This window comes from Microbacterium sp. NPDC058062 (assembly GCF_042885375.1).
GTDB classification, from domain to species: Bacteria; Actinomycetota; Actinomycetes; order Actinomycetales; family Microbacteriaceae; genus Microbacterium; species Microbacterium trichothecenolyticum_C.
Genome location: NZ_JBHVSC010000004.1, coordinates 596343 through 616464 on the forward strand (window position 1 = coordinate 596343; position 20122 = coordinate 616464).

Here is a 20122-nt window from a genome sequence, read left to right on the forward strand (position 1 = left end):
GTCAAGCGAAGAGGAACAGCACGAACCCGATGAGCGGCAGCGTGCCCTGGATGAGAGCCGCCCGCAGGTACCGCAGGCCGGTCGTGAGCAGCACCAGCGCCGCTGCCACCATCGAGCCCAGGGCGAACAGCACGAGCGCCAGCCCCGCCGCGTGCACGGGCGCGGTGTCGCTTCCCGCGAAGAGCAGCACGAGCCCGATCACGACGCCGATGGCGAGGAACAGGTTGTAGAAGCCCTGGTTTGTACGCCATCGGCTTCGTCGTGTCGGCAGCCGCCTGGTCGGCCACGCCGAACCGTTTCCAGATCTTGGGCTGCGTCCACTGGACGCTCTCCATCACAAAGATGTAGACGTGCAGCAGCGCGGCGAGCGCCGCGAAGACCGTTGCCAGAATCGCCACCATGAGCGAACCATATCGCCCCGACTACGCTGAACAGCATGGCGAAGGGCGGGTCGCGCACAGGCGGACGAGGACGCGGCGCATCGGGCAAGCGTCCGGGCGCGGCATCCGGATCGTCCTCGAAGGCGAAGCCCGCCAAGACGCGGCGGCCGCAGCCTTCGCCCGGGCCGTCGCCGACGCCTCCCGTCGAGCCTGCCATGCCCGCGACCTTCACACTCGGTGCGATCCCGGGCGCGACGCCCGGCAAGTGGATCGACACCTGGAACGAACGGATGCCGCAGACCACCCTCGAGCTCGTGCCCCTGATCGTCGCCGATCAGCGTCGCGTGCTCCTCGACGGCGAAGTCGACGCGGCGCTCGTGCGGCTGCCGCTCGACAAGGACGGCCTTCACGTCATCCCGCTGTACGACGAGCTTCCGGTCGTCGTGTGCGCGAAGGACTCGCACCTGACCGCTGCCGAGGACGAGCTCGACCCGGCGGACCTCGTGGGCGAGGTGCTCATCGTGCCGCAGGACGACGTGCTCGCCGTCCAGCTCCCCGGCACCGTCGCGCCGCGGTTCGCTCCACCTGCCGACACCGGCGAGGCGATCGCCACCGTCGCGGCGGGTGTCGGGATCGTGGTCGTGCCGATGTCGGTCGCACGACTGCACCGTCGCAAGGACGTCGAATACCGTCCGCTGAGCGGGGGCCCGATCTCGACGGTGGCACTCGCGTGGGCAGCTGAGCGGACCACTCCCGCGGTCGAGGCCTTCGTCGGCATCGTGCGCGGGCGCACGGCCAACTCATCGCGTGGCTGAGCGCGGCTGAGCCGAAGCATGGATTGAGGGGTGCCGCCCCAGTCCCATGCAGCACCCCTCGAGGATCGGCGGCGAAGACCCACAGCCGATTCTGCGTTCCCCAAGAAGGTCTTCTGTCAGCGCCCCCGACCCCCCGTCGGCCAAGCGCAAGCCGTTCCGATGACCAGGAGCATGCAGTATCCGTCCTGATACACGGAACGCGAAGAATCTTCAGAAGCCGGCGCCGTGCACCTGGAACGGGGCGACGATGCCGGTGCGGACGGATGCCGCGGCCAGCGCTTCCGAGGGGGCGACGCCCGCGGCGAGGCCCTCGTGGACCGCACCCAGCAGCTCGCACGCGTCGTCGTCGGCGACCACGACGGGAGCGGCGATGACGGCACGAGCACCGGCGTGCAGCCAGATGCGTGTCATCCCGACGGCTTCCTCTCCCCAGCGCACGGACGACCGTCCCACCTCGCAGGCCGAGAGGATGACGGTGTCGGGCACCTCGGGGATGAGGTCGATGTCGTAGCCGAACAGCGTCCCGTCCGCGAGCTCGAACCCCGAGAACATGGGGTTGTCCAGCGCGTGCCTGCCGTGCGCGGCGACGTGCAGCACGTCGACCTCGCCTGCCAGCGCAGTGACGGCACGCACCTCTGCCGCATCCCCCGTGAGCACGGCGGGCTCACGCCACGAGTCGGCCGCCAGAAGCACCTCCTCGTCGCCGCGCGGGACCCGCGGCCCCACGGCGAACCCTGCGCTCGCGGGGTGCCGATACGGCTGCTCGCGCCGACGGAGCCACCCGCTCGCGGAGCCCGCCACCGAAATGGCGACGCCGCGGAACGCCGGCAGCATCGCCCAGGGCACCCCTGCCAGCACGCCCGGAATGGTAAGGGCGACGCGAGACGCGCCGACGCGGGCGAGCCACGGCTCTAGCAGCGCTGCTGACAGGGCGGCCAGCCGATCGGTCAGAGACGCCCGCACGATCTCGGCCATCGGGCCCGTGGAGACCGCTGCATGCACGTCGAGGTCTGCGCGAAGGCCGCGCATCACGCGGCGGCACGCCGCCCAGTCGAGCTCGGTCATCTCCGCGTCGTCGCTGTCGATGACGAGCACCGCCAGTCGCTCGCCATCGAAGACGAAGTTCGCGAGCGCCTCGCCCGCCTCGATTCCGGCCTGGACTTCGGCGAGGCTCACCCGGCGCTGAACCCCCGCGGCGCCCGTTCCGGACCACTGGTGCTCGCGCGCTCGATCCTGGAGGGCGCGCGCCCGGGGATCGGCCAGCCATCCGCCGTCGGGGCTGTTCATACGGAGGACCCGGAGTTCCGCCAGATCGGCCGCGAGCCCAGGATCGGGTGAGGGGCGCACCGGCATGACCCGCTCGCTGCCCAGTCGGGCCCGTTCCGACCAGTCGAACACCGTGTCGGGCCGACCCGACCTCAGCGCCGCCCCGATCCCCGCGGTGAGCAGACCGAGGCCGCGCATCATCACGGAGCCGTGCAGGTCGAGGCTAGCGCCGTCGCTGAACGACGCGTCGAGCAGGTCGAGGCCGCGTTGAGCGTGACGTCGCGCCTCCCCGTCCCGGCGCCGCCGCATCGCATCGGCAGCGCGCAGCTCCTGCACCAGCAAGGCTGATTCGAGTCGGGTGTTCTTCGCGACGCGGAACGCGGGTGCCGCTGTGCCGCTCCCGCGCCGCACGCGCGCCAGCGCATCGGCGATGACGAGGACCTCCGCGTCGGCGGAGAAGCCCAGGTCTGCGAGCCGCACCGCGACGCCGTCCACGGTGGCTTTCGAGGGCAGCCGCCCCGCGGGCGCGAGCGGATCGCCGGAGCGGTCGTGGTTCCTCGTCGACAACCGCGCGCGCAGGCGCACTGCTTCAGCGCGTGCGGCCCCACCCGGGCTTCCCACGCGCCGGAATCGCCGGGCAGCGTTTCCGGCCACGGTGGCGGCACCCTCGGGGTCGTGGTTCAGGAGCGAACGTGCGAGCTGATACTCCGCGGCAGCCCGCTCGCTCGGCGCGTGGTGGCGCCCGAGCGAGGCAGCGACCGCGACGAGGCTGCGTTCGGCTTCCGTGGTCAGTCCGGCATCGCGCAGCACCTCGGCACGGTCGAGCTCGTTGATCGCCGCCCACAGCGCGGACTCGTTGTCGAGGGGTTCCCGCACCGACTGCATCGTCCTCAACGCGGAGACGAGGTCGCCGGCGAGCATGAGCGCGTAGCCCCGGTTATGGACCGCGAGATTCGCCTCCTGCTCGAGGCCCGCGGTCCGGTAGACCTCCTCCGCCGCTTCGAGATCCTCGATCGCTGCGTCGAGCTTGCCTGTCTGCATCAGCGCGATGCTGCGGTTCACGCGTGTGTTGGCCTGGCGCACGGGCTCGTCGGACAGGCCATGAATGCTCTTGCCGAACCATCCGATCGCCTCGTCGATCCGGCCGCGCTCGGTGGCGAGCATCCCGAGCTGCCCCTGCAGCTGCGCGACGGCCCCGGCCGAGAGGCCCGGCCGATCGAGGGCCTCGAGGCAGATGCGTTCGCCCGCATCGACGTCGCCTAACCGTGCCAGGACGTAGGCCGTCGTGCCGGCGATGCGGGCGCTGAGTTCGGTGTCTCCGTCGGCATCCGCGGCTTCGGCTGCCGACACGAGCGCACGCTTGGCCTCGAGGTAGCTGCCACGGGTCGCCAGATGACGTCCCTGCTGATACAGCTGATCGGCGCTCTCCTCCACAGAGCCATGATGGACCCGCCCGCCGCCCGATGGCGAGCGGCAGGCGGGTCCGACGATGGGCTACGTCGTCTTCTTGGAGCGATCGGCGTCGACCACCCTCTTCAGCGCCTTCTCGATCACCGCATCCGTCGACTCGGGCACGGCGCTCGGGTTCATCAGCACAGGGCTCAAGGCCTGGGCGATCACGCCGGAGACATACGGCGCGGCGAACGAGGTCCCGCTCCAGATGGCGAATCCGCCCGAATGGTCGTCCGGGTCGAGGCTCAGACGCACGCGGTCTTCGGTGTCGGCGCTGGAGCCCGCCTGCACGCCACCCTGGAACCTCGGGAAGGTGCTGACGATCGACGTTCCCGGCGCGAAGTGCGTGACCCACGGCCCGACGTTGCTGAACAGCGCCGCGGAGGTGCCCTGCGGGTTGAGCGCGCCGACGGCGAGGTGGCGCGCGAGACCTTCGGCGTCATCGAGGCCGAGGTCGGGGTCACCCCCTTCCCAGAGGGCTGCGGGGAACGCCGGCCGCGCGGTTGCGTCATTGCCCGCCGAGCAGACGATCGCACAGCCCTTCGCCCGCAGCCGGACGAGCGCCTTGTACAGTCGATCGCTGTACTGCCCGTCTTCGGGGGTCTCGTGGTAGTAACCGAGCGAGAGGTTCACGACATCGACCTTGTTCTTGTCGGTGTCGGCCTCGACCCAGTCCGCCAGCTCCTCCAGCGCGATGATCAGCTCGTTCTCGAGCGCCGTCCCGTTGCTGTCGGCCACCCGGATCGCGATGATCTCCGCCTCGGGTGCCACTTGACGGACGATGCCGCTGACGAAGGTGCCGTGGCCTGAAGCCGCGTCGAGATACCCGTCAAGGGGGCCGGACTGGTCGCCGTGCACCTCCGGGTCAGTCAGGGGATCCTGCAAGCCGATGAGCTGTCCGTCGGGCAGCGTGCCGCGGTAGACGATGGCTGTGGAGTCCGCGGCCACGCCAGGCCCCGCCTCGCCCGCCCCGAACGGCGGAAGCCACCGATGCTTGCCGCAGCCGGTGTCGACGACAGCCACGACCGGCCTCCTGCCGGGGAACTTCGCCTCCGAGCGCACCGGATCGGGTCCGATGTACGACACGATCTCGAGGCCGCCGTTGCCGGGATACGCGTAGCCGTCCGTGCCCGAGGGGTTCGTGATCGAGTGCGGGTTGGTGATGCTGTGCGGGTTCGTGATCGAGTGCGGGTTCGTGATCGAGTGCGGATTCAGTCCGATGGGATCGACCGTCAGGACGTGGTCCAGGCTCACGTTGCGCAGCCGCGTCTCGGGTGCCACCGACTTCTCCGGGCCGCGGGATCGGACCGGCGGACGCCGGGAGGCGAATTCCTCCCGCTGGTTGGCCGCCTCGACCGCGACCTTGCGGCGCACCTCCGCCCGGACCCGGCTCTCTTCCGCCGCGTCGGTGAGCGCCCGCTCGCGGGTCGTTCCCCCGGACCGCTGGTCGATCTCCGCCTGTTCGATCTCGAGTCGCCTCGCGTGCTGGAGCAGGCGCCAGGCGTCGACCGGCGGCACCGGCTCGTCGTCGCGCGTCGGACTCGGCAGCTGGATGATCGTCGCCTTCCACAGGTCGTCCTTCGACGAGTCCTCGGGGCGGATGCGGTCGACCTCCAAGTCCCAGCCGAGCTCCTGCGCTGCGGCGAGCAGGGTGCTCTCGGAGTCGGTCCTGTCGCCGAAGATCAGCAGATGCCCCGGCGCGTACGCGCTCGGGAACGCCTCGTAGCCCGGCACCACGTTGCGCGTCGGGTCGAGAACCACTCCGCGAGGCGCTCCGGCTTTGACCCGGTCCCGCCAGGATCCGCTTGCGCTGGCCATATCGTCTTCTCCTCACACACATGGGAGCCGCGGCCCCCAGGCCGCGGCATCCGATCTTCGTATCTCGAACTGGTTGTCAGACTTCGAACTGCGGGGTCTGGAAGTCGCGCAGCGCGCCGTCGGCGTCGCGCACCACCAGGCGAAGCCGCGCCATCCCGGGCGTGACCTCGTCGAAGGCGAAGCGACCGTGCTCGCCCGGTTCGGCCGACCACTCACGGTCGCCCTGGATGAGACGGATGGCGAGGGCTGTGGCATCCACCCATCCGTCTACGCGCCGGTCGCCGCCCTCGGTGGCTGTCACGTGCAGCAGCACACTGGTCGTGCCGTCGCTGAACTGGAGCGTCGCCGTATCGGTCTCTCCCCGCACGGCCGCGAACGTCCCCTCGACGAGTGTCAGGAGGGCGTACTCCCGCGACAGGTCCTCGACGGCGACCGCGGCGACCATCTGGTCCACCAGGTCGGCCGGCACGGGGTCGACGTCCTCCCACATGCGCCGCATCCGTGCGAAGAGCGCGGCGTCGGCCGCAAAGTCTTCAGTTTCCATCGTCGTCACCTCTCCATCCGTCTCCCTCGAGTACGGCGCGTAGCTTCGCGAGGCAGCGCTGGCGGGTCGGTCCGATCGATCCGATGGGCATCGCGAGGTCTTCGGCGATGCGGGCATAGTCGGGGCGGTCCTCGAACGCGACGATCCGCAGCAGGCGCTGGCATCGTTCGTTGAGCGTTCCGACCGCTGTCCAGAGGCGACGGGTCTCGTCGTCCTGCGCGGCCGTCTGCTCGGCGGATTCGTGGACCGGAAGGTGCGGTTCGAGCGACTCGGCCTCTGTCGCATCGGCACGCCGATGCTGTTTGCCGACCCGCCACGCCTCACGGCGCGCGCACATCGTGAGCCACCCCGACACCGCGAGCGGGTCGTTGATGGTCTCGTGACGGCGTACGAGCGTCAGCCAGGTCGTCTGCACGACGTCCTGCGCCAACGAATGATCGAGCCCGTACGCCCTCACGACGTGCCATAGCGGCGGCGTCATCAGGCGGACGAGTTCGTCCATCGCACGGCTGTCGCCTTCACGCCACCGCACGAAGAGTGCGGCGGCGCGCTCCCATCGCGCCGGCTCCACGGAGTCGACGGATGGTTCGGCGCCAGCCTGCGTCATAGCGCCCATTCTGTCCACACCATGCCCGAGCGCGGTAGTGGCGATTTGATACACGGATACCTGGTGAATACCGACCATTTCAGCCGTCTCGCAGCGTCCGGGAGCGGAGACCTAGACTTCCTGCATGACGACCGCGCCGCTGCTCTATGTCTGCGTGCGCCCGCAGCTGGGTGCGGCCGCCGCCGAATACGAGTCCTTCCGCACCGCGATGCACCTCGACGAGAGCCGCCTCGCGCACCACGACCTGGTGCGCGATCCGCTTCCCGACGACGCCTTCGAGCGCTACTCCGGCTTCCTCGTCGGCGGCAGTCCGTTCAACGTCACCGACCCCGAGTCGACCAAGACCGACGCACAGCGGCGCCTCGAGGCGGGTCTCGCGCGCATCGCCGAACGCACCGCGGCCGGCGACGGTCCGGCCGCCCTGTTCACCTGCTACGGCATCGGCATCGCGACCCGCACGCTCGGCGGCACGGTGAGCCGCGCCTTCCCCGAGGACACCGGCCCTGTTGCGGTGGCGCTCACGAAGCAGGCCTCGGCCGACCCGCTGTTCGGCGCGCTCGCGAACAGCTTCACGGCGCTCACCGCCCACAAGGAGGGGACCGAGAGCCTGCCGCAGGGCGCGGTCCTGCTGGCGAGGAACGACGGATGCCCCGTCCAGGCGTACCGCGTGGGCGACCGGCTCTACGCGACCCAGTTCCACCCCGAGCCGACCACGAAGGCGTTCACAGAGCGCATGGCGGTGTACCGCGACGACGGCTACTTCGATTCCGCGGACTACGACGCGATCGCCGGACGCGTGCTCGCGGCATCCGTCACGGAGCCCACGCGTCTGCTGCGGGCGTTCGCCGACCGCTTCGCGCCCGCCTGATCACACCTCGGCGTTGCGGACCGCGGTCAGCTCGCGCGCCGCGGTGCCGATGATCGCCGTGCCGAGGATCACGGCAGCGACGACGATCGCCGTCACCCCGATCGCGGTGCTCTGCGGCTCGCCCTCGAGCCGGCCGACCGCGAGCCAGATCAGCCCCCACGCAAGCGCGAGCGCCGGCCCGAGGCGCCAGCGGCTCGCGACCTCGATTCCGAGTCCGATGACGGCGACGGCGATGAGGACGACCACGCCCCACAGGTCCGCGGATGCCTCCCACTCGGGCGATCCGATCGAGGTCAGCCAGGCCGCGACGTTCGCGACGGTGGCGAGCGTCACCCAGCCGAGGTGGAGGCCCGTGACCCCGTCGACCAGCAGCCGATCGGCCCAGCCGTCGGCGGGCTCGATGACGGTGCGGCTGAACGTGACGCCCAGGAGCGCGAGCAGCACGATGATCGCGAGCACCGTCAGCGCGAGCGAGCCGAACTGCGCCGTCACGAGCCACAGCCCGTTGAGCGCCATCGTGCCGGCGATGAGGTACCCGAGCGCCCGCTGCCGCTCGCTGCCCCGCTGGCGCGGGAGCGCCTGCCACACCGTGTAGGCGAACAGGCCGACGTAGATCGCGGTCCAGATCGAGAACGCCGGTCGCGCCGGCGCGAGGTACGAGCCGTCCTGGTCGAGCGCGCCGTCCTGCAGCGCCTGCACCGGCGTGCCGCCGAACAGGCCGGTTCCGACCATGGCGGCCACGATCATGAAGCAGAACGCGCTGATGACGATGATCTGCCGGGCGAGGTCCTTGGCGGTCATGCTCACACGGTAGGGCGCGCGTCATCCCGCCACGAGGGCTCTTGACATCCCGCCCCACGGCGGATATCGAGCGCTCTCATGCGCCGCCTGGCGGATCGAGCAGCAGGACGACCCGCTCCGACAGATACGTCTCGAGCGGCATGAGCCCTCCGGCGGCGCTCCACCGCACGCTGGGCACGCCGTCGGAGGAGAAGAGCGGGGCGGATGCCTCGCCCCTGTCGACCGCGCCGGGCTGCAGCATCCGCCATCCGATGTGCACGGTCTCGCCCTCCGCGAAACCGCCGCGACGTGCGGCGGCGGCGAGTTCGGCGCGCTGCCGCTGGGACTCGGCGGTGTAGCCGCGCCGGGCCTCGTGGCGCGCGCGGAGGATGTCGCCGGTCGCGAAGACCGCATCGTCGGTGAGGAGCAGCACTCCCAGGTGCCACGCCTCCCCGCGCCGTTCGATGCGGGGAGCGCGTGCCAGCCCCAGGAAGCGCTTGGGCACGACGAGCTCGCCGAGGGCCTCCCGGGGCGCATCGGCGAGCCGCGAGCGGGCGGCGTCGAGCAGGTCGAGGGCGGTCACGCCATGTCGTCCAGGAGTGAGGGGCTGGCCTTCAGCCTCTCGCCGCGCAGTGCCATTCCGACCAGCGGGAACAGCAGCACCGACAGCATGCCGCCCGCGACGAGCACGGTCTGCTGCGTCGTGTCGAGGATCTTCTCGTCGACGCCGATCTGGGTCACGGCGACGATGATCGGAAGCCCCGTCGCCCCGAGCAGGGCGACGGAGAGCCGCTCACGGCGTGTGGATCCCACGGGCGCCGCGAGCGTCGACGGCAGACCGCGGACCACGAACAGCGCGACGAGCACCAGCGGCACGAGCCAGAAGAGGGCCGGGTCGTCGAGCAGCCCCTGCAGGTCGAACGTGATTCCGGTGTACACGAAGAAGATCGGGACGAGGAACCCGAAGGCGACGCCCTCGATCTTGCTCTCGACGGCGTGGCGGTCGTGCTCGGACGCGTCGCGCATGAGCAGGCGCCAGATGATGCCGGCGGTGAAGGCCCCCAGCAGCATGTCGAGGTCGAGGATGACGCTCAGCGCGACCAGGGCCGCGAGGATCACGAACACGACGCGGATCGCGAACTGCCCCGACGTGTGCAGCGTGGAGTTGACGAACGAGTGCATGGCGCCGCGGGGCACGCGGAAGGCGAGCCAGAGAGCGAGGCCGGCGAACACGGCGAAGAGTGCCAGCACGATCGTCGACAGGCCCGGCTCGCGTCCGCCGAGGAAGATCGAGATCGCGATGAGGGGCCCGAACTCGCCGACGGCGCCGATCGCCGCGACCGCCTTGCCGAACGGGGTGGGGAGCTCGCCGGCATCCCGCAGGATCGGCAGGAGGGTGCCGAGCGCCGTCGAGCACAGCGCCACGCCGATCACGATGGCGGCCTCGCCGGGGGCGAGCAGCCATCCCGCCGCGACGCCGGCTGCGAGGCTGATGAGCCAGCCGAGCGATGCGCGCACACCGAGCCGCCCGCGGAACGACCCGAATTCGATCTCGGTGCCGGCGACGAAGAACAGCATCGCGAGGCCGAAGTTCGCGAGCGTATCGACGAAGGCGTTGGGCCCCGTCCATCCCAGCACCGCCGGGCCGATCAGGATGCCGAGCAGAAGCTCGAACACCACCACCGGAACCCGCACCCAGTGGCCGATCCCGCGCGCGAGCAGGGGCGCGAGCACGGCCATCAGCGGGATCAGCAGGAGCGTCGAGGGTGTCATACCGTCCACGCGAACAGACTAGCCAGCCGGGTCACCCCGCCGAGACCCCGTCGAGCCAGCGGAGCATCGCCGGCAGTGACAGATAGGCCACCGTGCCATGGTTCGCGAACGGGATCTCGTGGTACGTCACGTCCATGCCGAGGTCCGCCTCGTGCTGTGCGAACTCCGTCGTGTCGGACGGCACGACGAGCTCGTCCTCGAGCCCCTGCGCCAGGAACAGCGGTGCGTCGAACGCGGTCGCCCCCGCCGAGTTCGCTTCCAGCAGGCTCGCCCACGGCTCGGTCTTCGTGGGATCGCTCGTGGTGAAGTCCCCCACGAGCGGCTGCCCGATCTCGTGGAGCTTCGGGATGTTGGTGAGCAGGCACAGCTGGTTCATGCGTGGCACGATCTCCTGCGCGGTCGGCGTGAGGATCATGTCGAGGGATGCCTCGGGGTAGACGTCCGCGTAGGCGGTGAACGCGTACGACCCGATGGTCACCCCCGAGATGTCGTCGAGGTGCGCGCTCATGAGGCCGGGCAGGTCGGCAGCCGGCGCCGCGGCGGCGACGGCCTGGATGTCGAGCTCGGGCGCGTAGTCGGCTGCCTGCTGAGCGGCGAAGAGCACCGCCTGACCACCCTGCGAGTGGCCCCACAGCACGACCCGCTCGCTCGCACGGGCGTCCGGCACGGCCCGGGCGGCCCGCACGGCGTCGAGCACGGCGTTGCCGCCGGTGACGCCGACGAGGTACGAGTCGGGGCCGGCCGTGCCCATGCCGACGTAGTCGGTCGCGACGACCGCGTACCCGCGGTCGAGCAGGAACCTGAGCCCCTCGATGCCGACGAACGGGTCGAACCCGTACGACGGCGCGCAGTCCCGGGCCGCCCCGGTCGTGGGATGGCCCCACGACACGACGGTGCGCCCCGACGACGGCGCCGGCGTCAGCGGCGCGACGAGTACGCCGGTGGCCACCGCCGCATCGCCGTGCACGTCGGTGGTGCGGTACATGATCCGCCACGCCCGCGCCGCGAGCGGAGCGCCGAGGAGCGCATCGACCTTCACGAGCGAGCCCGGGTCGCCGTCGGCGGCGTCGTCGGGCTGGGCGTAGAACGCGTCGATTCCGGGGCGCTCGAGCGCGTCACCGACGAACCGGACCTCCTCGGCCGCGACGACTCCGCCCACGACGGCGAGCGTCGCCGCCACGAAGGCGAAGACGAATCGCTGCCGGCGCGCGCGGCGCGTCGAGGTCCCCATTGCTGCGACGCTATCGTGCGGCGCCCGCTGCGCGAAGGATCCGGCGGTTCCCCGCTTCGCCGGATCCTACGGTCGTGCGTCAGTGTTCCAGCTGGCGCTCAGGCGGCGTCAGCTCGGCGCGATCGCGCTGGTGCCCGATGAGCGCCAGCACCACACCGGCCACGAGCCAGGCACCGAGGATCGTCCACTGCGCCCAGGTGGCGGCATCCGGGAAGTACATCACCGAGCGCAGCAGGTGCGCCGATGCCCCCGGAACGAAGAACTGGCCGAGCGCGCCCCACGGCTCGGGCAGGAACTCCGGCGGCTGCGCGGCACCGGCGATCGGGTTCGCGATGAACATGGTGATGATCGCGCCGACGGCGATCCCCGGAGGACCCATCAGGGCGGCGAGCCCCACGATGAGTGCGGACGTCGCCGTCACGCCGAGGCCGAGCACGGCGGCGTTGAGCAGCCAGTCCCCCGTCAGGACGCCGAACCACGTCTGCATCACCAGTGCGATCAGCGCACCGGCCGCGATGCCGAAGACGAGCAGGCCCACCAGGCGGCGGACGACGCCCTGCACCAGCAGCGTCAGCAGGATGCCGCCGAGCATGCCGCCCAGCACCATGGGGAAGACGGATGCCGCGAGCCCGGCGCCGGTGCTGTCACCGTCGGCCAGCGGCACGACGTCTGTGACGGTGACCGTGGGGATCTCCGGCGCCGCACCCACCGCACCAGCGGGAAGCTGTGGCATCTGGCCTGCCTTCAGCGCCCCGACGATCGCCGTGAGCTGGTCGGTGAGCGCGGTCTTGGCCGCCGTGTCGATCTGCGACTGCAGCTGCGTGGCGACGCCGCGCAGCGCTTGCGCGGCGATGGGGCTCGCCGCCGTCGCGATGAGCACCTCCGGCTCGTCGCCGAGAAGGATCGCGCCGTACAGCGCGCGCGACTCGATCTGCGACACGGCGTCGTCACGCGAGTCGACCTCATGGAGATCGAAGGGAGCGGGGTCCTGCTCGGCGAGCTTGTCCTCGACGGCGGCGACGGCGTCGGCCGGTCCTGAGATGCCGACGGGGAGGTTCTGCGGCTGCGAGGTGGCCGCAGGCCAGACGAAGGCCATGACGATCACGGCGACGATCAGCGATCCGATCAGGCCGAACAGCGCGGCGACGCCCCACTTCGTGGGCCGGGCGGGTGCAGCATCCTTCGATGCCGTTTCACGATGAGTGCTCATCGCGTCCTCCTAAAAAGAATGGTGATTCTGTTTGCGAGAATAACAGAATCGGTATTCTGTTTCCATGCCCAAGGTGTCGGAGGAGTACCGCGAGGCCCGCCGCGACGAGATCGCCCGCGCCGCTTTGCGCGTCCTGGCCCGCAACGGCGTGCGCGACACGTCGATCGCCGACATCGTCGAGGAGTCGGGTCTGTCGACAGGCGCGATCTATTCGCATTTCTCGAACAAGGCGGAGCTCGCCCGCTACGTGGTGGGGCGGTTCCTCCTCCCCCGCATCGACGCCCTCGAGGCCGCCGGCCGGAGTGGGCGCATCGTCACGCCCCGGGAGGCGCTCCAGGGGATGCTCTCGATGTTCGCCGAGGCCGGGCTCTCCCCCTCGCTCGTCCTGCAGTTCTGGGGGGAGGCGATGGTCGAGCCTGGTCTGCACGATGAGATGCTGCGCACCGCCGCACGACTGCGGGCCTCGCTCACCCTCGCGATCGACCCGTGGGCGCGCACGCAGACTCCGGATGACGCGGATGCCTCAACCCTCGCCGCCGAGACGGCCCGGTCGATCGTCGCCCTCGCTCAGGGTTACATCGCGAACAGCGCCGTCTTCGGCCCCCGCCCGGTCGACGAGTACCTCGAAAGCGCGGTCGCGGTCCTCGCGAGCTGAACGGTTCCGCCCCCCCTTAGACGGGGCGGGCCTCGGCGTCGTCGCGGCGGAGGGTGGCAGCATCCGGAATCGCCTCGACGGGAGGGGGAACCGCGGTGATCTCGCGGACGGCCACGGGCGCCGTCTGGCCCGCGCCGCCGCCTCGGATCTGCCGGTGCAGGCGCTCCATGCGGGCGTCGAGCTCGGCGGCGGTCTCGGCGGCGTCCTTCAGGCTCTCGAGCAGCTCGTCGGGCACGCGCGTCGCGTACTTGTAGTAGATCTTGTGCTCGAGACTCGCCCAGAAGTCCATCGCGATGGTGCGGAACTGCACCTCGACCGGCACCTCGATGCGCCCGGTCGACAGGAACACCGGCACCTCGAGGATCGCGTGCAGGCTCTTGTAGCCGTTGGACTTCGGCGACGCGATGTAGTCCTTGACCTGCAGGACGCGCACGTCGTCCTGCGCGGTCAGCAGGTCGAAGAGGCGGTACACGTCGGCCGTGAAGCTGCACGTGATGCGGATGCCCGCGATGTCGGTGATGCTCCGGCGGATCGAGGCGAAGTCCCCGTCGATGCCCTTGCGCTGCACCTTCTCGACGAGGCTGTCGGGCGACTTCACGCGGCTCGAGACGTGCTCGATCGGGTTGTAGTCGTGAGTCAGCAGGAACTCGTCGCGCAGGATGCCGATCTTCGTCTCGACCTCCTGCAGGCCGAACCGGTACTCCATCATGAAGCGCTGCAGCTCGTCCCGCAGCTCCCGGAGCTCGCTCGGGGAGACCGTGATCTCACCCTCGTCGGACGCCGTCGCGGGCACCAGAGGTGCAGGAGTCGCCATGCCGTTCACGCTAGGCGGCGGTTCTACGAGAGTCCTGTGAGGAGTGGATGCTGCGCCTGCGGCGCCCGTCGCGCGGCAGGAGCGTCAGGCGTCGTCGAGGGCCCGCTGCGCACGCTCGTTCGCCTGCGCGGCGTCGCGGGCCTTCGCCGCCGCAACCGACCGTTCGTCCTCGACCGCGTCGAGCTTCTCCACGGCCGCCCGCTCGTCACCTTCGAGGACGGCGAGGTCACGACGGAGGTCGCCGATGCGCTCCCGCACGTGGTCGACCCGCTCCTGCGCCTTCGCGCGGCGCACGTCGACGCGGGCGAGCTCGCGCTCCGCCTCGTTCGCGAGGCGCTCGGCCTCGCGCGCCGCCTTCTCTGCCGCCTTGCGCGCGCGGCGCTCGGCGAGGTCGTCGCGCGGGGGCGCGGCGACGGCTCCCGGGAGCGACCCGCCCACGGCGTCGGCGAGCGCGGCCGGCTCGATGTCGCCCGCCTCCAGCGGCTTGACGAGCCGGGCCGTCAGGACGGCGGCCGCGGCCGAGGCATCCATCACCGCCGCGTTGATGGTCTTCTCGACGTCGTCGCGCGCGGCCGTGCTGAGGGTGCCGCCCGCCTCTTCGGCGAGCCCGACCGCCTGCTTCGCGAGGGCGGCCACCAGCTGACGCCGTTGGCGGCCGAGGCGTGCCAGCTCGGCGGCGTCGAGGTCGTCCTGCGCCTCGCGGAGGGCGGCCGACAGCTCCACCGCGTCAGCGAGCTGCCCGTCGCGTGCGAGCAGGTTGACGGCCCACGCCGAGACCGTGGGCTTGCGCAGCGCCTTGAGCTGCTTGGCCAGCGCCGGTGCCGCGAGCCCCGCACGCGCGTTGCGGGCGGCCGTGAACTCCGCCGGCGGGAGGGCGTAGAGCTCGGCTGCGATCGCGTCGAGCTGTTCGTCGGCGTCGGCCATGCGCCCATTGTGTCCCATGGCCCCGACCGTTCTCAGGACCGACTGCGGCGGGGAAGGCCACGGGATGCGGATCCCGGGAGCCCCGCGGCGACGAGCTCGCGACGGGGCCGCGACGACTCAGACGATCTCGTAGAAGCGCCAGAGGCCGAACTCGGGGACCAGCACCTCGACGTCGGACCACCCTGCCGAACGCGCGTAGCCGCGGAGGGTCGAGGGGCGCATCACCGTGCCGGTGCCCGCGCTCGGTGTGTGCGAGCGTCCGTCCGGCAGGCAGACGAAGAGGCTGAAGCCGTAGAGCAGTCGTTCGAGGTCGCTCGCGTTCGCGGCGAAGCGTTCCTCGGTGGCCTCGTCCATGATGACGACCATGCCGTCGTCGCTCACTGCGCCGCGTGCCGCCGAAAGCACCTCCACGGGATGCGGCATGTCGTGCAGGCACTCGAACGCGAAGACGGCGTCGAACGGGCCGTACTCGGCGACGAGCGCCGCGTCGCACAGCAGGAACTCGACGCGGTCGGCGACCCCGGCTCCCGCGGCGTTCTGGCGGGCCGCCTCGACGGAGGCCTCGTCGATGTCGAGGCCGACCACGCGCAGCTGCGGGTACGCCCTCGCCAGGGCGATCGAGGACCAGCCGCCGCCGAAGCCCAGGTCGGCGATGCGGGCATCAGGGCGCCGGAGCACGGCATCGAGCCGGTCGATCGCCGCGAAGAGATCGGGCAGATCGTCGAACCACGGCCGGTTCATGTCGGCCTGCGCCTCGCGGGCGTGCCGGCCGAGCTGCTCCCAGCTGACGCCGCCGCCGGTGCGATAGGCGTCGAGGAGGGCGTCGATCTGGGTCCCCGAGGCCGCCGCCATGCGGGCGAGCGGTTCGAGGTACGACAGACTCCCCCGGTCGAGCAGCACCTCGGCGACACCCGGCGCGAGGCGGAACCGCCGAGCGGCGGGATCGGCGTCCTCATCCGCGCGCAGGATGCCGCTCGCAGACTGCTGCTCGAGCCACTCGCGCGCGTACCGCGCGTCGGCGTGCGTGCGCTCCGCGAGTTCGTCGGCGGTGAGCCCGTCGGCCCGCGACAGTTCGGCGTACCAGCCGAGCTGCGAGCCGAGGTGGACGGCCATGAGGTCCATCCAGCCGAGCGTTGCTTCCATGATCCGGTCGGCGAAGGCCGCCGTGGCCTCGGCCTCGGTCTTCACCCCGGGCTCAGTGGTCGTCGTGGACATCTTGTCCTCCTTCATGAGTGCTCCGTCTGATGTCTGGCCCCGACGCTACGGAGCGTGAGGGAGGCGCCGCGTCGGCAGAACCGCGCAAGTCCGCCGTGTGCGTCTGCACCATTCGATGCAGGGCCGCGCTCGGCGCCGACCTCGGTCACCGGCTGTGCTTCCCCGCGTGCTCGCGCCACCATGCGGCGGCGGCGGTGCGCGAGCCGACGTCGAGCTTCACGTAGATGTTCGCCAGGTGCCGGCTCACGGTCTTCTCGCTGATGAAGAGTTCGTCGGCGATCTGCCGGTTGGCCCTGCCCTGCGCGACGAGCTCGACGATCTCGCGCTCCCTGGCGGTCAGCGGGCCGCCGTCCTCGGCAGCCGCGGATCGCACGACGACCGGCGGCGCGCCGAGGCGCTCGAAGATCACGCCGGCCTGTTCCCGCAGCTGCGCGGCCAGCGCCGGCTCTCCACGGAGCTCCTGGGCGGTGGCGAGCCAGCACAGCACGTTCGCCTGCTCCCAGGGCTGCCCCAAGCGCCGGAAGAGGTCGAGGGCGGCGTGCAGCCGGCCGACGGCGCCCGCGGCGTCGCCGGTGTGGATCAGGATCATCCCGCGCCCGTGGGCCGCCCACGCGTGGAATCCGTCGCTGCCGAAGGCGCGGGCGTCGTCCTCGAGCTCGTCGAGCAGGTGCTCGGCCTCCCGCGGCCGCCCGTCCGCGAGGGCGATCTCGATCCCCGGACGCAGCAGCCGCGCGCGGCCCATCCGATCGCGCTGCTCCAGTGCGGCGGCGATCATCGCGGCCGCGCGCTCGGTGTCGCCGTCCGCGAGCACCAGCAGCGCCTCGCCCGGCACCGGGTCGACCCCGGCCTCGCTCGCACGGCGGTAGGCGTCGCGCGCTCCAGAGGCGTCGCCGCGGAGGCGCCGGATCTCGCCGAGCTGGTTCCAGCCCTCGCCGGCGATCCACGGGTGATCGGATCCGAGGTCCTCGCACGCGCGCTCGAGCGCCGCTTCCGCAGCATCCCATTCCCCACTCGCGGACTGGAGCTCGAGGCGGTGCACGCGGCAGACGCCGGCGTAGAGGACGTGCGCGCCGCGTGCGGCGCACCAGGCCTCGGTCGCGCGCGTCCAGTCGGCCATGCGGCGGAAGTCCGCGAGCTCATGGCACACATGGATGGTGGTGCACAGCACGTCGCCTGCCCACTCCGCCTCGAGTTCGTCCGACACGACGCAGAGCATGGCCTCGTCGAGCTGCGCGAATCCCTCGGCCGTGCGCCCCGCCCGGATCGCGTGCATCCCGGCCATGACCGCGCTCAACGCGGACACCGCGGGCTGGCGCAGCGCGTCGGCCAGCTCGCGCATGCGCGACACGCTCTCGGCCGGCCACAGCGCGCCGGTGCCGTCGAGGTCCATGCTCGCCGTGAGGTACACCTCGTAGGCGTGCCCGCGACCGTCGGGCAGGTCGGCGAGGATCCTCCGCGCGCGCCGCGCCCACGCGGTTCCGACGGTGATCTCGGCGCGGATCAGGCGCACGAGCGCGACGACGAGCGCCGCCTCGGCCGCGCCCATGGCGTCGCCCTCGTCGGAGAGCACGCGGAAGGCCGACTCGAGGCGCTCGAGGCAGGCGTCCTGCCGCCCGAGCCACCACTCGCACGACGCGAGCGCGCGCAGGTCGGCACCGGTGGCCGCGGCGTCGCGGCGGGCCCCCTCGAACGCCTCCCGCGCCGTCTCCCAGTCACCGGACCGGTATGCCGCCCGCGCCTGTTCGAGCACGGCGACCGTGTCCGCCATGCCCGAATGCTACCGCCGTCATCGCGCCGTGTCCGGTCGTCGTCGCGCGACCCCGATGCGCGTGCGCAGAGACCCCGTAGAGCACGAGCATGATCGCCATGGTCGTGAGGTAGAAGCCGTGCAGGATCCAGATCGGCCCGAACGGCAGACTCAGCACGTAGACCGTGTAGACGGCGTTGCCGACGTTGCCCATCACGAGCGCGCTGAGGCTGTACGAGCGCAGGTCGCCGGACCGCACGGCCTTCACCACCATCGGCAGGTTGGCCGCGGCGAACAGCACGGTCGAGACCGTACCGGCGAGCGTCGCAGCATCCATATAGGGAAGATACGGATGCTGCCACCCGCGATACATCGGCAGTTCTACCCATTTCCGCCGAGGCGGCCTGCATGATTCGGCCCGCGGGTCAGGCCCAGTCGGGACGGCTTCTCCACCCACCCGCTGGGAGTGCGGTCCGGGAATCGCAGCATCTCAGGCCCGCAGATTTACGAAATCCGGACTTCGCCGGGAATCGAGCCCGACCCACGGCGATTCCTTGCGAGCCGGAGTCCGGGAATCGCAGCATCTCGGGCCCGTAGATCTGCGAAGTCCGGACTTCGCCGGGACGGGAGAGCACTCCACGCACCCGCGAGCGCAGCCAGGGAACTCAGGAGGCGAGGACGGATGCCGCCTGCCGCGCGGCGCCGAGGGCCACGTACTCCCCCGGCTCGGGCACCTCGACCGGAAGGCCCAGCACGAGCGGCGCGATCTCGCGCACGGCTGCGGACTGCGCGCCGCCGCCGACGAGCAGCGCGCGCTCGAGCGGCACGCCGAGGGCGCGGAGGGCTTCGAGCCCGGCAGCGAGCCCCGAGAGCATTCCCTCGACCGCGGCGCGAGCGAGGTTCTCACGCGTCGTCGAGGCGAGCGTCATGCCGGTGAGCGAGGCCGTGGCGTCGGGAAGGTTGGGCGTGCGCTCGCCCTCGAAGTAAGGCACCAGCGTCAGGCCCGCGGCGCCCGCTTCGGCGGAGAGAGCCAGCCGCGACAGCTCGGCGTGGTCGACGCCGAGCACGCGTCCGACGGCGTCGAGCACGCGCGCGGCGTTGAGCGTCGCGACGAGCGGCAGGAATCGGCCCGTGCAGTCGGCGAATCCCGCGACCGTGCCGGTGGGGTCGATCGTGCGCTCCTCGCTCACCGCGAAGACGGTTCCGCTGGTGCCGATCGACACGACGACGTCGCCGGGACCGGCACCGAGCCCGAGGGCCGCGCCGGCGTTGTCGCCGGCACCGCCGCCGACACGGCGGTCCGCGGCATCCGTCACCCATTCGTCGGGTCCGAGCACTCGCGGCAGCGCGGCGTCGTGGCCGAGGGCGGCGATGAGCAGCTCGTGGTCGTAGCCGCCCGTGGCGGGGTTCCAGTAGCCCGTGCCCGAAGCGTCCGAGCGGTCGGTGACGAGCTCGTCGAGCTCGGGGCCGCGCGGCGACGCACCCTCGGGCCCGAACCCGCGCAGCCGCCAGGTCAGCCAGTCGTGCGGCAGGGCGACGGCCGCGACCCGCGCGGAGTTGTCGGGCTCGTGGTCGCGCAGCCACCGGAGCTTCGTGATCGTGAAGGATGCCACGGGCACGAGGCCCGTGCGCCGCGCGAGCTCCTCGGCGCCGAACTCCGCCGTGAGGTCGGCCGCGGCCTGCGCCGAGCGGGTGTCGTTCCACAGCAGCGCATCGCGGACGACCCGACCCTCGGCGTCGAGCGCCACCATGCCGTGCTGCTGCCCGCCGATCGCCCATGCCTCGACGTCGTCGATCCCTCCGGCGTCGGCGATCGCCTCCTGCAGTGCGCTCCACCAGGCCTCGGGGTCGACCGAGGTGCCGTCGGGGTGCGACGCGCGCCCCTGCCGGGCGACCGCCCCGGTCGCAGCATCCACGATCACGACCTTGCAGGACTGCGTCGACGAATCGACCCCCATCACGAGGCTCATGTGCGCTCCTTCACGCTGTGTTCCGCCGAAACAGGGGATTCCACGCGAGACCG

General features: G+C 71.4%; 18 protein-coding genes and 1 pseudogene. 3 read left to right on the top strand and 16 right to left on the bottom strand.

What is annotated here, in order from left to right; all coding sequences use genetic code 11:
- Nucleotide 1 precedes the first annotated feature (1 nt).
- A pseudogene (locus ACFVSU_RS15980) lies at nt 2-401 on the bottom strand (DUF1304 domain-containing protein).
- Nucleotides 402-436: 35 nt separating this feature from the next.
- Between ACFVSU_RS15980 and ACFVSU_RS15985 the strand changes: the two are divergent.
- Entirely contained in the window at nt 437-1195 is a 759-nt protein-coding gene (locus tag ACFVSU_RS15985) for a LysR substrate-binding domain-containing protein (protein WP_387144921.1), read from the top strand.
- A 210-nt stretch (nt 1196-1405) separates the two neighbouring features.
- Here ACFVSU_RS15985 and ACFVSU_RS15990 read toward each other — a convergent pair whose 3' ends face one another.
- From ACFVSU_RS15990 to ACFVSU_RS16005, 4 genes are all read right to left on the bottom strand, one after another.
- Nucleotides 1406-3895 carry a CHAT domain-containing protein gene (locus ACFVSU_RS15990; protein ID WP_387144924.1) on the bottom strand — a complete coding sequence of 830 codons (2490 nt, stop codon included), beginning with the start codon at nt 3893-3895 and terminating at the stop codon, nt 1406-1408.
- A gap of 60 nt (nt 3896-3955) precedes the next feature.
- On the bottom strand, nt 3956-5674 hold the full coding sequence (locus ACFVSU_RS15995) for a S8 family serine peptidase (protein WP_387144927.1): 1719 nt from the start codon (nt 5672-5674) through the stop codon (nt 3956-3958).
- Between the two features lie 133 nt (nt 5675-5807).
- Nucleotides 5808-6275: a hypothetical protein gene (locus ACFVSU_RS16000; protein ID WP_056372401.1), complete on the bottom strand. Its 468-nt coding sequence runs from the start codon at nt 6273-6275 to the stop codon at nt 5808-5810.
- Nucleotides 6265-6882, bottom strand: coding sequence for an RNA polymerase sigma factor (locus ACFVSU_RS16005; RefSeq protein WP_045301345.1), 618 nt, complete (start codon nt 6880-6882; stop codon nt 6265-6267). Before ACFVSU_RS16005 ends, ACFVSU_RS16000 begins: the two co-directional genes overlap by 11 nt.
- A 124-nt stretch (nt 6883-7006) precedes the next feature.
- Between ACFVSU_RS16005 and ACFVSU_RS16010 the strand changes: the two genes are divergently transcribed.
- Entirely contained in the window at nt 7007-7750 is a 744-nt protein-coding gene (locus tag ACFVSU_RS16010) for a GMP synthase (protein ID WP_387144932.1), read from the top strand.
- On the opposite strand, the gene ACFVSU_RS16015 is transcribed toward ACFVSU_RS16010, so the two are convergent.
- The 5 genes from ACFVSU_RS16015 to ACFVSU_RS16035 all read right to left on the bottom strand — a co-directional run bounded on the left by ACFVSU_RS16015 (nt 7751) and on the right by ACFVSU_RS16035 (nt 12744).
- Nucleotides 7751-8551, bottom strand: coding sequence for a tryptophan-rich sensory protein (locus ACFVSU_RS16015; RefSeq protein ID WP_387144935.1), 801 nt, complete (start codon nt 8549-8551; stop codon nt 7751-7753).
- 76 nt (nt 8552-8627) lie between these two features.
- The gene (locus ACFVSU_RS16020; protein WP_387144937.1) at nt 8628-9113 is read right to left on the bottom strand and encodes a glutaminase; all 486 of its coding nucleotides are present in this window, start codon (nt 9111-9113) and stop codon (nt 8628-8630) included.
- Nucleotides 9110-10303: a cation:proton antiporter gene (locus ACFVSU_RS16025; protein WP_387145284.1), complete on the bottom strand. Its 1194-nt coding sequence runs from the start codon at nt 10301-10303 to the stop codon at nt 9110-9112. Before ACFVSU_RS16025 ends, ACFVSU_RS16020 begins: the two co-directional genes overlap by 4 nt.
- Before the next feature lie 31 nt (nt 10304-10334).
- On the bottom strand, nt 10335-11534 hold the full coding sequence (locus ACFVSU_RS16030) for an alpha/beta fold hydrolase (RefSeq protein ID WP_387144940.1): 1200 nt from the start codon (nt 11532-11534) through the stop codon (nt 10335-10337).
- Between the two features lie 79 nt (nt 11535-11613).
- Complete coding sequence (locus ACFVSU_RS16035; RefSeq protein ID WP_387144943.1) at nt 11614-12744, bottom strand: hypothetical protein; 1131 nt, start codon at nt 12742-12744, stop codon at nt 11614-11616.
- A gap of 64 nt (nt 12745-12808) precedes the next feature.
- Between ACFVSU_RS16035 and ACFVSU_RS16040 the strand changes: the two genes are divergently transcribed.
- Complete coding sequence (locus ACFVSU_RS16040) at nt 12809-13399, top strand: TetR/AcrR family transcriptional regulator (protein WP_387144946.1); 591 nt, start codon at nt 12809-12811, stop codon at nt 13397-13399.
- Nucleotides 13400-13415: 16 nt separating this feature from the next.
- On the opposite strand, the gene ACFVSU_RS16045 is transcribed toward ACFVSU_RS16040, so the two are convergent.
- The 6 genes from ACFVSU_RS16045 to xylB form a co-directional block, all read right to left on the bottom strand.
- Entirely contained in the window at nt 13416-14213 is a 798-nt protein-coding gene (locus ACFVSU_RS16045) for a GTP pyrophosphokinase family protein (RefSeq protein ID WP_387144949.1), read from the bottom strand.
- 84 nt (nt 14214-14297) lie between these two features.
- Entirely contained in the window at nt 14298-15137 is an 840-nt protein-coding gene (locus tag ACFVSU_RS16050; RefSeq protein ID WP_387144952.1) for a transposase, read from the bottom strand.
- Nucleotides 15138-15254: 117 nt separating this feature from the next.
- On the bottom strand, nt 15255-16352 hold the full coding sequence (locus ACFVSU_RS16055; protein WP_387144955.1) for an SAM-dependent methyltransferase: 1098 nt from the start codon (nt 16350-16352) through the stop codon (nt 15255-15257).
- Between the two features lie 145 nt (nt 16353-16497).
- The gene (locus tag ACFVSU_RS16060; RefSeq protein ID WP_387144958.1) at nt 16498-18120 is read right to left on the bottom strand and encodes a LuxR C-terminal-related transcriptional regulator; all 1623 of its coding nucleotides are present in this window, start codon (nt 18118-18120) and stop codon (nt 16498-16500) included.
- Nucleotides 18065-18436 (bottom strand): hypothetical protein, encoded by a 372-nt coding sequence (locus ACFVSU_RS16065; RefSeq protein WP_387144961.1) that lies wholly within the window; start codon nt 18434-18436, stop codon nt 18065-18067. The genes ACFVSU_RS16060 and ACFVSU_RS16065 overlap by 56 nt, the downstream gene beginning before the upstream one ends.
- Nucleotides 18437-18764: 328 nt before the next feature.
- Nucleotides 18765-20069, bottom strand: a complete 1305-nt coding sequence (xylB, locus tag ACFVSU_RS16070; protein WP_387144964.1) for a xylulokinase — start codon at nt 20067-20069, stop codon at nt 18765-18767.
- Between the last annotated feature and the right edge of the window lie 53 nt (nt 20070-20122).

Bases quoted from the DNA above. Each gene is read 5' to 3' on its own strand.
- ACFVSU_RS15985 (WP_387144921.1), top strand. From the start codon at position 437: ATGGCGAAGGGCGGGTCGCGCACAGGCGGACGAGGACGCGGCGCATCG.
- ACFVSU_RS16000 (WP_056372401.1), bottom strand. From the start codon at position 6,275: ATGGAAACTGAAGACTTTGCGGCCGACGCCGCGCTCTTCGCACGGATG.
- ACFVSU_RS16005 (WP_045301345.1), bottom strand. From the start codon at position 6,882: ATGACGCAGGCTGGCGCCGAACCATCCGTCGACTCCGTGGAGCCGGCG.
- ACFVSU_RS16010 (WP_387144932.1), top strand. From the start codon at position 7,007: ATGACGACCGCGCCGCTGCTCTATGTCTGCGTGCGCCCGCAGCTGGGT.
- ACFVSU_RS16015 (WP_387144935.1), bottom strand. From the start codon at position 8,551: ATGACCGCCAAGGACCTCGCCCGGCAGATCATCGTCATCAGCGCGTTC.
- ACFVSU_RS16025 (WP_387145284.1), bottom strand. From the start codon at position 10,303: ATGACACCCTCGACGCTCCTGCTGATCCCGCTGATGGCCGTGCTCGCG.
- ACFVSU_RS16030 (WP_387144940.1), bottom strand. From the start codon at position 11,534: ATGGGGACCTCGACGCGCCGCGCGCGCCGGCAGCGATTCGTCTTCGCC.
- ACFVSU_RS16035 (WP_387144943.1), bottom strand. From the start codon at position 12,744: ATGAGCACTCATCGTGAAACGGCATCGAAGGATGCTGCACCCGCCCGG.
- ACFVSU_RS16040 (WP_387144946.1), top strand. From the start codon at position 12,809: ATGCCCAAGGTGTCGGAGGAGTACCGCGAGGCCCGCCGCGACGAGATC.
- ACFVSU_RS16045 (WP_387144949.1), bottom strand. From the start codon at position 14,213: ATGGCGACTCCTGCACCTCTGGTGCCCGCGACGGCGTCCGACGAGGGT.
- ACFVSU_RS16050 (WP_387144952.1), bottom strand. From the start codon at position 15,137: ATGGCCGACGCCGACGAACAGCTCGACGCGATCGCAGCCGAGCTCTAC.
- ACFVSU_RS16055 (WP_387144955.1), bottom strand. From the start codon at position 16,352: ATGTCCACGACGACCACTGAGCCCGGGGTGAAGACCGAGGCCGAGGCC.
- ACFVSU_RS16060 (WP_387144958.1), bottom strand. From the start codon at position 18,120: ATGGCGGACACGGTCGCCGTGCTCGAACAGGCGCGGGCGGCATACCGG.
- ACFVSU_RS16065 (WP_387144961.1), bottom strand. From the start codon at position 18,436: ATGGATGCTGCGACGCTCGCCGGTACGGTCTCGACCGTGCTGTTCGCC.
- xylB (WP_387144964.1), bottom strand. From the start codon at position 20,069: ATGAGCCTCGTGATGGGGGTCGATTCGTCGACGCAGTCCTGCAAGGTC.